This window comes from Barnesiella sp. (genome assembly GCF_022723415.1).
Lineage (GTDB): Bacteria > Bacteroidota > Bacteroidia > Bacteroidales > Barnesiellaceae > Barnesiella > Barnesiella intestinihominis.
This window is the reverse complement of sequence record NZ_JAIJHU010000069.1, coordinates 1-12,460: the sequence shown is the minus strand read 5'-3', so window position 1 is coordinate 12,460 and position 12,460 is coordinate 1. Positions and strand designations below refer to the sequence as shown.

General features: G+C 43.5%; 11 protein-coding genes and 1 pseudogene. 6 read left to right on the top strand and 6 right to left on the bottom strand.

Translation table 11 applies throughout. The features are described 5' to 3' along the window. Nucleotides 1–48: 48 nt before the first annotated feature. On the bottom strand, nt 49–561 hold the full coding sequence (gene fldA / locus QVD32_RS11490) for a flavodoxin FldA (RefSeq protein ID WP_021891039.1): 513 nt from the start codon (nt 559–561) through the stop codon (nt 49–51). 268 nt (nt 562–829) lie between these two features. Between fldA and purH the strand changes: the two genes are divergently transcribed. From purH to rodA, 6 genes are all read left to right on the top strand, one after another. Beyond that, on the top strand, nt 830–2,353 hold the full coding sequence (gene purH / locus QVD32_RS11485) for a bifunctional phosphoribosylaminoimidazolecarboxamide formyltransferase/IMP cyclohydrolase (protein ID WP_046415908.1): 1,524 nt from the start codon (nt 830–832) through the stop codon (nt 2,351–2,353). Between the two features lie 26 nt (nt 2,354–2,379). Continuing rightward, nucleotides 2,380–3,399 carry a rod shape-determining protein gene (locus tag QVD32_RS11480; protein ID WP_008861043.1) on the top strand — a complete coding sequence of 340 codons (1,020 nt, stop codon included), beginning with the start codon at nt 2,380–2,382 and terminating at the stop codon, nt 3,397–3,399. Nucleotides 3,400–3,500: 101 nt separating this feature from the next. Continuing rightward, nucleotides 3,501–4,346: a rod shape-determining protein MreC gene (gene mreC, locus QVD32_RS11475; protein ID WP_021891041.1), complete on the top strand. Its 846-nt coding sequence runs from the start codon at nt 3,501–3,503 to the stop codon at nt 4,344–4,346. Further along, nucleotides 4,339–4,857, top strand: coding sequence for a rod shape-determining protein MreD (mreD, locus tag QVD32_RS11470; protein WP_021891042.1), 519 nt, complete (start codon nt 4,339–4,341; stop codon nt 4,855–4,857). Before mreC ends, mreD begins: the two co-directional genes overlap by 8 nt. After that, nucleotides 4,841–6,703 (top strand): penicillin-binding protein 2, encoded by a 1,863-nt coding sequence (gene mrdA / locus QVD32_RS11465; RefSeq protein WP_021891043.1) that lies wholly within the window; start codon nt 4,841–4,843, stop codon nt 6,701–6,703. Before mreD ends, mrdA begins: the two co-directional genes overlap by 17 nt. Further along, nucleotides 6,684–8,135, top strand: coding sequence for a rod shape-determining protein RodA (gene rodA / locus QVD32_RS11460; protein ID WP_021891044.1), 1,452 nt, complete (start codon nt 6,684–6,686; stop codon nt 8,133–8,135). Before mrdA ends, rodA begins: the two co-directional genes overlap by 20 nt. 294 nt (nt 8,136–8,429) lie before the next feature. On the opposite strand, the gene QVD32_RS11455 is transcribed toward rodA, so the two are convergent. The 5 genes and pseudogenes from QVD32_RS11455 to QVD32_RS11435 all read right to left on the bottom strand — a co-directional run. Continuing rightward, nucleotides 8,430–9,629 carry a PDZ domain-containing protein gene (locus QVD32_RS11455; RefSeq protein ID WP_021891045.1) on the bottom strand — a complete coding sequence of 400 codons (1,200 nt, stop codon included), beginning with the start codon at nt 9,627–9,629 and terminating at the stop codon, nt 8,430–8,432. 129 nt (nt 9,630–9,758) lie between these two features. Continuing rightward, nucleotides 9,759–10,232, bottom strand: coding sequence for an energy transducer TonB (locus QVD32_RS11450; RefSeq protein ID WP_021891046.1), 474 nt, complete (start codon nt 10,230–10,232; stop codon nt 9,759–9,761). A gap of 26 nt (nt 10,233–10,258) precedes the next feature. Further along, nucleotides 10,259–11,527: a M56 family metallopeptidase gene (locus QVD32_RS11445; protein ID WP_021891047.1), complete on the bottom strand. Its 1,269-nt coding sequence runs from the start codon at nt 11,525–11,527 to the stop codon at nt 10,259–10,261. Between the two features lie 18 nt (nt 11,528–11,545). Continuing rightward, nucleotides 11,546–11,908, bottom strand: coding sequence for a BlaI/MecI/CopY family transcriptional regulator (locus tag QVD32_RS11440; protein ID WP_008861035.1), 363 nt, complete (start codon nt 11,906–11,908; stop codon nt 11,546–11,548). Between the two features lie 247 nt (nt 11,909–12,155). Beyond that, a pseudogene (locus tag QVD32_RS11435) lies at nt 12,156–12,460 on the bottom strand (hypothetical protein); the annotation flags it as partial.

Genomic DNA, 12,460 nt, shown 5'->3' with positions numbered 1-12,460 from the left:
GCGGGTATCGATACCCGCCTCAATAATATATTTAAGATAAGAGGGTGATTACTGTGTTACAATATATTCCGATTGTAGAAGCTCTACCCAATGATTGAGCCTGTTTTCTGTTTTTTCGGGTTCGTTTACATCGTCGATAAGTAATCCTATGAATTTGCCGTTGATAAAGGCCGTCGATTTGTCGAATGTATAGTCTCCTGCTTCGAAAGCTCCGTAAAATGTTGCTCCTGTTTTTTGTAGTCGATGGTAAATTGTGCCGACGGCATTGCAAAAGGTGTCGCTCATAGATTGGTCTCCGCAACCGAATAAAGCAATGGTTTTATCTTTGAGATCGAGGGTTTCGATTCCGTCGAGGAAGTCATACCAGTCGTCTTGAAGATCTCCGCTTCCCCATGTCGAAGAACCCAATAATAATAGCTCGTATTGTCCTATTTCCGAAGGTTTGCTTCGTGCGACATCGTGTATGTCTTCTTTTTTTACATGCATTAGTTCGGCTAATCGGTAGGCTACACTTTCTGTAATTCCGGTAGTTGAGCCGTAAAATATTCCTATTTTTTCCATAAGCATTTTGAATAATTTATATTTGAGTTTATGTTTTTGATTCGTCGTATATAGGCAGAATAGTTAAGACATCATTTTTTTAGACCTATGCGGTGTAGGAAAACGAAACGAATAAGAACACTGTTTTGTTCATAAAAGGAAGGATAACACCGTTAGAAAGAGCCGAATAGAAAAGATTTATTTTTCCATGAAAACTTTCATGAATTATACAAGGCTAAACCTATATATTTTTGTATTTTTGTAACCGAATTATATAGTGCGATGCTTTATGCTTGAAAATAAGAAAATTAAAACAGCTCTTGTCTCCGTTTTTCATAAAGATGGTTTAGACGAAATTTTGAAACTTTTACATGCCGAAGGAGTTAATTTTATCTCGACCGGTGGTACGCAATCTTTTATTGAGTCGTTGGGGATTCCTTGTGGTTCAGTAGAGAATCTGACCGGTTATCCGTCTATTTTGGGAGGACGGGTTAAGACTCTTCACCCCAAAGTGTTCGGTGGTATATTGAACCGTCGGGAAAATGAAGTCGATCAGCAACAAATCACTCAATATGAAATCCCTTCTATCGATTTGGTTATCGTGGATTTATATCCGTTCGAGGAAACCGTGGCTTCGGGTGCAGATGAGAGTGCTATTATCGAGAAGATAGATATAGGCGGTATCTCTTTGATAAGAGCGGCTGCTAAAAATTATAAAGATGTCGTTATCGTCGCATCGAAAGCTCAGTATGCTCCGTTGTTGGCTATGTTAAAGGAGAAGGGAGCCAGCTCTTCGTTGGAAGATCGTCGTTGGTTCGCCAAAGAGGCTTTTGCCGTATCTTCGGGATATGACAGTGCGATATTTAACTATTTCGACGGAGACGAGGCTTCGGCATTCCGCTATGCGGGAAATCATGCCAAGACTCTTCGATATGGTGAAAATCCTCATCAGAAAGGAGTCTTCTACGGTAATTTCGAGGAAATGTTCGATCAACTTCATGGAAAGGAAATTTCCTATAACAATTTATTGGACATAGATGCGGCGGTATCGTTGATTTCGGAGTTCGACGATACGACATTCGCTATATTGAAACATAATAATGCCTGCGGTTTGGCATCTCGGGAAACTTTGGTGGAAGCCTGGAAAGCTGCTTTGGCAGGAGATCCGGTTTCGGCATTCGGAGGGGTATTGATAACGAACCGCCCGATCGATAAAGAAACTGCCGAAGAGATGCATAAAATCTTTTTCGAAGTTTGTATCGCACCGGGCTATACGGCTGATGCGCTCGAAGTTCTTGAACAGAAAAAGAATCGTATCATTCTCGTGCAGAAACCGTTCAAAGCGTCGAATCGCCAATTCCGTTCGTTGCTGAACGGGGTGTTGGTACAAGATCGCGATTTGTATCGAGAAAAGCCCGAAGAGTTGAAGCAGGTTACCGAGAAAGCTGTTACTCCGGCTGAGGTGGAAGATTTGTTGTTTGCCAATAAAATTGTAAAACACAGTAAATCGAATGCAATCGTGTTGGCTAAAAACCGTCAGCTTTGTGCGAGCGGTATCGGTCAGACTTCGCGGGTAGATGCTTTGCGTCAAGCCATAGAGAAAGCTCGTTCGTTCGATTTCGATTTACAAGGGGCTGTAATGGCTTCGGATGCATTTTTCCCCTTTGCCGATTGCGTGGAAATAGCTCATGAGGCCGGGGTGACTGCTGTAATTCAACCGGGTGGATCGGTTCGTGACAACGATTCGGTAGAATATTGCGATAAAAACGGCATGGCTATGGTAATGACCGGTATACGGCATTTTAAGCACTAATATAAATTATTTAATCAATAACCGATATGGGATTATTTTCTTTCACACAAGAGATTGCCATAGACTTGGGCACAGCCAATACGGTGATTATCCACAACGATAAAATCGTGGTGGACGAACCTTCGGTGGTTGCGCTGGATAAACGTACGGACAAGTTGCTGGCGGTCGGTGAAAAAGCTCGTTTGATGCATGGTAAAACCCATGAAAATATACGCACGATCAGACCTTTGAGAGACGGTGTGATAGCCGACTTCTATGCTGCCGAGCAGATGATTAGAGGTATGGTAAAGATGGTTAGCTCCAAAAGTCATTGGTTCTCGCCTTCTTTGCGTATGGTAATAGGTATTCCGTCGGGAAGTACCGAGGTTGAAATTCGTGCGGTGCGCGACTCTTCGGAGCATGCCGGAGGACGAGATGTATATATGATTTATGAGCCTATGGCTGCCGCGATAGGTATAGGACTTGACGTTCAGGCTCCCGAGGGAAATATGATTGTGGATATCGGTGGTGGTACGACCGAAATTGCCGTTATTTCGTTGGGTGGTATCGTGTCGAACAATTCGATACGGGTAGCCGGTGACGATTTGACGAACGACATACAAGAGTATATGGGGCGTCAGCATAATGTGAAAGTGGGAGAACGTACGGCCGAATTGATCAAAATCAATGTGGGTTCGGCTTTGACCGAATTGGATAATCCTCCCGAAGATTATGTCGTACATGGTCCGAATCGTATGACGGCGTTGCCTATGGAAGTCCCCATTTCTTACCAAGAGATAGCTCATTGTATCGAGAAGTCTATCTCGAAAATCGAGGCTGCCGTGTTGAATGCATTGGAACATACACCTCCTGAATTGTATGCCGATATTGTGCGTAACGGTATTTGGTTGGCCGGTGGAGGCGCTTTATTGAGAGGATTGGATAAACGGTTGACCGATAAGATAGGAATACCGTTCCACATCGCCGAAGATCCGTTACATGCTGTTGCGAAAGGTACAGGCGTCGCATTGAAAAATATCGACCAGTTCTCCTTCCTCATTCGGTAACAGAAAAGATACATCGACAGGCTTTGTCGTTTTTTAGAATAGACGAGTTACAAAAGTGAAAAAAAACTTTTGTAACTCGTTGTGGTAGAATTAATAAGAAAATGCGCAACTTAATCAATTTTTTATTGAGGCATAGCTCATGGATAGTACTTGCTATTTATGTAGCGATAAGTTGCGTGTTGTTGGTTGGACGAAACCCTTATCAGCGCAGTATTTATCTCTCGTCGGCCAATCAAGTGGCATCGGCTGTTTATGATTTGCAATCGGAAGTAACTTCATATTTTGGATTGAGAGAAGTAAACAGGGATTTGCAATTACGAAACGGAGAGTTGGAGATGGAGGTAATAAATCTGAAAGAACAGTTGAATCGTTATAGGTCTTCTGTGGGAAAAGATACGATTCCTTTCGATTCCGTACTTCATGATTATGATTTTGCAGTGGCTCGTGTTGTGAATAACAGTGTAGCGCAAATAAACAATTATATAACGATTGACAAAGGGCGAGCCGAAGGTATAGAGCCGGAGATGGGAGTGGTCGATCAGAACGGTGTCGTGGGTATTATCAATGTTGTGGGCGAACATCATTCCGTGGCCATATCGGTTCTTAACCCTAAGTTGCGTCTCAGTTGCAAGGTAAAAGGCAGCGACTATTTCGGGTCTTTGGTTTGGGATGCGGTGAGTCCTCGTTACGCCGTATTAGAGGAGATGCCTCGGCATGTGGAGTTTGCTCCGGGAGATACGATTGTCACGAGCGGCTATTCGTCTGTGTTTCCAGAAGGAATTATGGTGGGTATAATCAGCGATTATAAAAAGCAGCGTGACGATAATTTCTATACATTGCGTGTGGAGCTAAGTTCCGATTTTAGTGGCTTAGGGTATGTGCGCATTATATCGAACCGACAAAAAGAAGAACAGGATAAACTTGAAAAGGAGGCTCGATATGAATAGTTGGTTACGATATTTTTTCTTGTTTATTGTAGTCGTATTCTTGCAGGTTACGATAGGGAATAATATACATTTATTGGGAGTTGCCATTCCTTTTCTTTATATTTATTTTATAATCAGGTTACCTCTATCGCTCTCGGTTAATTGGACTTTAACGCTTGCTTTTATTCTTGGGTTGGTAATCGACATATTCAGCAATACGCCGGGTATGAATGCTTTGGCTTGTACCGTCGTTGCCTTTTTGAGAAAACCGATATTGAATCTTTATACGCCGAGGGGTGAGGATTATAGCGAATCGGAGCCCTCTATACGCAATTTCGGAATGTCTTTGTTTGTGCGCTACGTGCTTACATTTTCACTTTGTTTCTGTACCCTCCTTTTCGTAATAGAGTCTTTTAGCTTTTTCGATATAGGAAGATTAATTGTTCGTATTTTAGCCAGTACTATATTGACATTTCTTGTGATATTGGGAATGGATAGTTTAACGAAATCGGGACGTGAGAAAAGACTATAAATTAGAGAGGCGTAAATATGTGATAGGCGGCATCGTGTTGGTGATTGCTTGCATATATGTCGTGCGATTGTTTTCTTTACAAGTGTTGAACGACGACTATAAGCAACACGCCGATGGAAACGCTTTCTTGAAAAAAACACAATATCCTTCTCGTGGTCTTATTTATGACCGCAATGGAAAGTTATTGGTTTTTAATCAACCGGCATACGATGTAATGATGATTGTACGAGAGGTTCGCCCTTTCGATACACTTGATTTTTGCCGGACTGTGGGGATTACGAAGGAACAATTCGATAAGCGCATGGCGGATATGAAAAATCGGAGGTTGAATCCCGGTTATTCGTCATACACACCTCAGACTTTTATGACCCAGTTGTCCGCGCAAGATTATGGACGGTTACAAGAAAAACTATATCGTTTCCCCGGTTTTTTCATTCAAAACCGTATGCTCAGGGAGTATGCTTACCCTGTGGCTGCGAATGTATTGGGGAATATTCGGGAAGTGTCTCCCGGAGATATAGAGAAAGACAGTTATTATACTCGGGGAGATTACACCGGAGATTTGGGGATAGAGCGCTCTTACGAAAATATTTTACGTGGAGAAAAGGGGGTGGAGATTTTACTGCGCGATGCCCATGGCCGTGTTAAAGGAAGATATGAAGACGGGCGTTATGATGTAGCACCTGTTTCGGGGAAAAATCTGAATTTGTCGTTGGATATCGAGTTGCAGGCCTATGGCGAGAAATTAATGCAGAACAAGATTGGGGCTATCGTTGCTATCGAGCCGTCTACGGGAGAGATATTGGCGATGGTTTCGAGTCCCACTTACGATCCCTCCATGCTGGTTGGCAGGGAGAGAGGTAGAAATTATTTGAAACTGAATAGAGACCGGTACAAGCCTTTGTTCGATAGAGCTTTGATGGCCGCATACCCGCCGGGATCGACATTTAAGCCTACACAGGGACTTATTTTCCTGAACGAAGGGATCATCACCGAGCATACACTTTATCCCTGTTATCATGGGTTTGTGTCGGGACGGTTGAAAGTCGGCTGTCATGGGCATGCATCACCTTTATCGTTACTTCCGGCTTTGCAAACTTCGTGTAATGCGTTTTTCTGTTACGGATTGCGTTCGATGGTCGATAATCGGAAAAAATATCAATCGCCGGCAAAGGCGTTCAATGTTTGGAAAGATTATTTGGTATCGATGGGGTATGGATATCGTTTAGGGGTGGATTTACCGGGTGAGAGTCGAGGCTTTATTCCCAATAGTAATTATTACAACAAGGTATATGGCGAAAATCGATGGAGCGCATTGACGATTATATCTGTCGCGATTGGACAAGGAGAGGTCTTGGCGACCCCGTTGCAGATAGCTAATTTGTCGGCAACGATTGCCAATAGGGGGTATTTTTACACTCCGCATTTGGTTCGGGAGATACAGGATACGGTTATCTCCCCGGAGTTTACTACACCTAAGTATACTATGGTCGATTCTCACTATTACGATTATGTCGTAGAGGGTATGCGCATGGCTGTAACCGGCGGGACTTGCCGTATAGGTGCTATACCGGGTATAGAGGTGTGCGGAAAGACGGGAACGGCACAGAATCCTCATGGAAAAGACCACTCGGCTTTTATGGGATTCGCTCCGATGGACAACCCCAAAATAGCTATTGCCGTTTATGTGGAGAATGCAGGATTCGGAGCTACGTATGGTGTACCTATCGGAAGTCTGATGATGGAGATGTATCTGAACCGGAAGATTGCACCGGAGCGGAAATACTTGGAAGAGCGTATGTTGCAATCTAACACAATCATATACAGTGGGGTCAAAAAGCATTAATATATGGCGGTCTATCGACTGGATGACGGTAATTCTTTATCTGATTCTCGTTCTTTGCGGTTGGATAAGCATTTATGCCGCCAGTTACGATTTCGATAATGCCAGTATATTCGACTTTGCCGAGCGTTCGGGAAAACAGTTGATATGGATAGGTTTGTCGCTCGTATTGGCTTTTATGATTTTAATGGTGGATTTCCGGGTTTATGAAACTTATGCTTATCTATTCTACGGGATTATCATACTTTTGCTTATCGCCACCATATTTTTAGCCCCCGATATAAAAGGGTCCCGTTCGTGGTTGGTGTTGGGGCCTGTCAGTTTACAACCGGCCGAGTTCGCTAAGTTTGCCACGGCTCTTGCTTTGGCTCGGTCTTTCGGGACGTATGGGTTTTCTTTGAAAAACAGACGGGATTTATTCCGTGCGGTTTTTATCATATTGTTGCCTATTGTTTTGATTATCGCTCAAAAGGAGACCGGTTCGGCGTTGGTTTTCGCATCGTTGATATTCGTTCTGTATCGGGAAGGATTATCGGGATTGTTCCTTTTCTATGGCCTTTGCGCCGTGGTCTATTTTGTGGTTGCCGTCAAATATTCGAGTGTATTATGGGGGGAGATTCCTGCCGGAGAAGTGTTGGTTTTCGTACTTATTCTTTTGGTGGTGGTCGGAATGTTGTTATTTTATCAGAGAAACAGTCGTGCGGCTCGTTATTTGATGCTTGGTTATTTGGCGGTAGGAGCGGTATGTGGCATTTTGATGTATTTCGATGTACCGGTTAATCTCTTGTATGTTTGTATGGGGACTACGGCCGCCGTCGTCGTTTATCTGGTGCTTCTTTACTTCTCGACTCGTTCGTTGAGGATTCTTACTATCTTGGCAACGGCTGTCGTATCGGTCATTTTCCTGTTTTCTGTGGATTATGCTTTCAATGAAGTGTTGGAGTCTCATCAGCAGAAACGGATTAAAGTGACACTGGGCATGGAGGAGGACTTGCGCGGTGCGGGATATAATGTGAACCAGTCGAAAATCGCCATCGGTTCGGGGGGCTTTTTGGGAAAAGGTTTTCTGAATGGGACTCAAACGAAATTGAAATATGTGCCGGAGCAAGATACCGACTTTATCTTTTGTACCATTGGTGAGGAGGAGGGCTTTTGGGGAGCTGTGGGTGTGATTGTTCTTTTCGTCACGCTCATATTCAGACTTATAGCTATCGGAGAACGGCAGCATTCTGCTTTTGGAAGGGTATATGCTTATTGTGTGGTCTCGATATTGTTTTTTCATTTGGCGGTGAATATCGGTATGGTTATAGGATTGTGCCCTGTTATCGGTATACCTTTGCCTTTTTTCAGTTATGGGGGGTCGTCGCTGTGGGGATTTACTATTTTGTTGTTCGTTTTGTTGCGGATAGATGCTTCGCGGGCCGAAAGGCATTAAACCTGCTCCCTCTATATCGCAGTGTGATACCCCGCCATGCTACGGGACAGGTAGGGGGAGAGGGTGATACTTGATTTTGTTACTGTCACTGTCGATATTTTTCTAACCCCTCCGTCCTTCGGACACCTCCCCTATATTTTGCAGTGCAAAACACAGAGGAGGAGTTTAAGAGTAACCCTCCGTTCATTGCAGATTTAATAATTTTGTTCTACAGTTCCTCGTTTTGTTCTTGTGCCGTGCGTTTGAATTTCTATATCGAATGAAAAAATAGGCTGTTTTCCGCAACCTTACAGGTCAGATGATTTGATTACGAATGTATAGGACGCAAGTGACTATTTCACCGTTTCTTTTCTTTATCGTGTATTCTGTCTTGCCGTTGAGACCTAACCCTTTTCGCTGTTCTTCCCAAGTTATTTCTTTAACGGGCCGGTCGTTTATAGCTATAATTATGTCTCCGATTTCAATACCGGCCTGTTCTGCGATTCCACTTTTATAAAGTCCGTTGATAATCCAACCTTCGCAAATGTCCGTACGGTCGATAACGGCCATATGCGTGACGGAAGATCGGGAATAGGAGCCTTCATTATCGTTTCGTTTTACCCATACGGAGGAATGAACGGGATCTAAGATAATGTCGTAGAGCGACCAAATTTCATTGCCGATGATGCCCACATAGGGCCTGCCCGATGACAATGCGCCTTTCTTATTGAGAGAGCAGTCTATTACAAGATTTTCGAGCGTATCGACCATACCGAATTTTTCGGCTCTTAATTCAAATTCCTCGGAACTTCCTCCTATTCCCCCGGCCTGTGTTTCGAAGTAGGCTTTGCGTATGCCGGCAAGGTTTAACGCAGATGTCGTTTCATTTGAAAGAGTGATTGTGGAGCCACTTCCTAAATCCATTCTAAACCAGCCTTCCACCGTATTTGCGGAATCGATTTGCAGATTGGCTTTCACATCGATGCGGTTGTCTTTGAATCGAGCTTCGAGTTTGTGGTAACGGTCAAGCGAGTCGGCCGAAAGCGGTTCTTTTAATTGCTTGATGTAGCTTTCACTGAAATTAATCTCCAAAGGCGTATTTAACAGGTGGGTATTGCCCAGCAAGCCATCGGTGTGCTTTCCAAGAATATCACGCAATTTAATGACCGGGGTTATCTTGTTTTGATAATTTAATTCTCCACAGTGGATTTTAACAGGTTCGATGAAGATGTCGACGGATTGGGGCTCGTTGTTACCTGCACCTCCCATTCTTGCTGTTCCTTTTTTCCCGAAAGCATTTTGCAGATTATTCAGTTTCAAATAATCTTCATCGAGGTATAGAAAGTCGGCGCCCGTATCGTAGATAATAGTGACGGGAATGGTGTCGTTCAGCCTTACTTGAAGATATAAATGACTGTCAAAGATAAATGGTATGGTTCCGCCGGGAATACCGGCATGACTTTTCAAGGCGAATAGAGCCAGAAAAAGACCGATAAAGCAAAGTAATTTTTTCATAAGCGGAAAGGGGGTATATTGTGCAAAAGTTATGTATGTATGGTTCGAGGGGAAAACCCCGTTCGTTCGAGTTTTCCCCTCGAACCGTATCGTATTTTCAGAGATAAATCTATTGGCTCGGCATTCCCGTTATATCAACTTAAAGACTACGGGCAGTGTATATTTCACATTTACTTTTTGTCCGTCTTGTTCACCCGGTTTCCAGTCGGGGAGTGCCGAGACGATGTCCAACGCAGCTTTGTCAAGTTCCGAGGTTACGCCTCTAATGACTTCGGGGCTCGATACTTTCCCGGTTTTATCGATAACGAATTGTACGATTACCCGACCTTCGGTTTGTTCGTCGATAGCTTTTTGCGGATATTTGAGGTTGCCTTTGATGAAAGAGAGCAACGCTTCGGTTCCGCCGGGAAATTCGGGCATGACTTCTACGGCATCGTATGTTTTACCAAGCGTGTCGGGGACTTCGATTGCGACCGGGGTTGCCGTTTCGTTTTCCGATACCGATTGTTCCGGCAGACTCGTTTTGTCCGAGGTATTGGAGCTACAAGCTCCGAGCAAACCCATTAAGATGATAATCATCGAGGATAATAATGTCTTTTTCATGTGTCTAAATTTTTTAAGTGAATATATCAGGTTAATTTGAAAACGATGGGAAGGGTGAACTGTACACTTACGGGTTGTCCGTCTTGCTGTCCCGGTTTCCAACGGGGTAGTTTGTTAATAACATCTATGGCGGCTTGGTCGAGATTTTTGTTTATGCCTTTGAGAATTGTGGGATCGGATATTTCTCCATTGCTGTTTACGACAAATCGTATGATTACCCGTCCTTCGGTTTGTTCGTCGATAGCTTTTTGCGGGTATTCGAGATTGTCTTTGATAAAAGAGAGCAACGCTTCGGTTCCGCCGGGAAATTCGGGCATGATTTCCGCGACTTCGAGGGGAGTTTCCGATGTTTCGGAAGCGGTTGTCGAGCTATCTTTCGTTTGAACTTCCGAGGGTTTGGGGAATACTTTTTCAATTTCGGATTGAAGCGGTTGTTGGTCTGTACAGCATTGGTTGGCAGTTACGATAGCCAAGAAAAGGGGTAGTATCAGCAGATATTTGAATACAGATGTCGTTTGTGATCGCTTCCGGTTAATCATGCGAATGCGGGTTTTCAAAAAAGAGTAATTGAACGGTATTGCGGAAGGGAGTTCGTTATTCGATTGTGAAATGTCGAGTAACAGGTATTGGTATGTCTTTTTTTCTTGTTCGTCGGGAATCGCAGCCTCGTCGGCCATATATTCGAGATTCAGTCTGATTTCTTTCAGCAATAACCAGCTTAACGGATTTATCCAACATAATGCTGCCATACTTTCGCCTAATAGGACATCTATGGTATGTAATTGTCGTATGTGTGTATTTTCGTGTCGGAGTATTCTTGTGAGCGTGTTTTTATTTTGCAAAATGGAATGAGGAAGAAATATCCATCGGAAGAAGGAACAGGGTTGTATGTTTTCGTCGCAGACGATTATATGGCTCTCCCCGATGATACGGAGCTTTCCATTTGCCCGCAGTTTTATTATCGAAGCTATTCTCAAAAACATGCGTAACAAGAATAGCGAGCATATTCCTCCGTATAGATAAGCTATCAACGGGTATATGTCAAAGGCTTTCTGGGGGACTGTTTCTTCCATGCTGTAAAGTACTTCGGGAAGTGTAATTTGCAGATGGGCCGGAATAATAGGGTCGATGTCGGGAATGTCGTACCACGGGTAGGTCGTGGAGAATAACACGATACTGATGAGTATGAGCCTTCTTAACCCGAAAAATGTATTTTGCGAGAATAGAACTTTATAGCATAAATATAATAGACTTAGTGCTATGTTTATTTGTAGTAGATATAGTAAGAAAGCCATGTTTTCAGTTTTTATGGGTTAGCTTTTACCTCGTTCAATCATTTCGATGATTTGCCGCAAGTCTTCTTCCGAGAGTTTTTGTTCGTGGGCGAAGAATGTGACCATCTCTTTATAGGAATTTGAAAAATAGCTTTTTACGATTCCCGATAAGAATTTTTTCTTATATTCGGTTTGGGTTATTCGTGGAATATATAAATAGGTATTGCCTATTTTCTCGCTCGACAGAAATCCTTTTTTCTCCAAATTTTTGACAATTGAAGCGACTGTCGTGTAGGGCGGTTGCGGTTCGGGCAGCTGTTCTAGGAAATCTTTGATAATGCCTCTTTTCTTTTTCCAGATGACGAGCATTATTTCTTCTTCTTGATGTGTCAGTTTTTCCATGTGTTATTATTACGATTGTTTCGCAAATCTACGAAAGTTTCGTAGATTTGAAATGGAGTGAGTCGAATATTTGAAAGTATGTTTTATTTTTTTAACTTATTAGGCTGGTGAGAGAGCCGATCGGATTTTATTGAAGGGGTTTATAAAACTTTTCTCTCCTATTTACATCGGATCGGTGGCGAAAGGTAGTTCCCATTGTTTTACTCATCGGAACGGATTGTGTGGGTTCACCCTCCACCCGTCAGATTTATTCTCTTCTGTTGCAATCGAAAGAGGATCGATGGAATCCGGGGGCAGGTTCGCCAATGGGATTACCGGCAGGAGTGCCGCACCAGATGCTCCCGAATAGGGGCGATAAGGGCTGCGGGGTGTGTGCCGGGATTCCGGACCCGGCTGTCGTGTAGTCTTCTTGCGGGTCTTTATCGGCTTCGTGAGCAGAGGCCGGTTGCACGTATTCTTTTTCTTCGGCCTCGTGCGTTTCGGTTTTCCTTCTGAGAGCTTCCCGACGGCAGGCTTCGAATCGTTCGCGCTCTTCCCGTTCCTCGTGTGTGT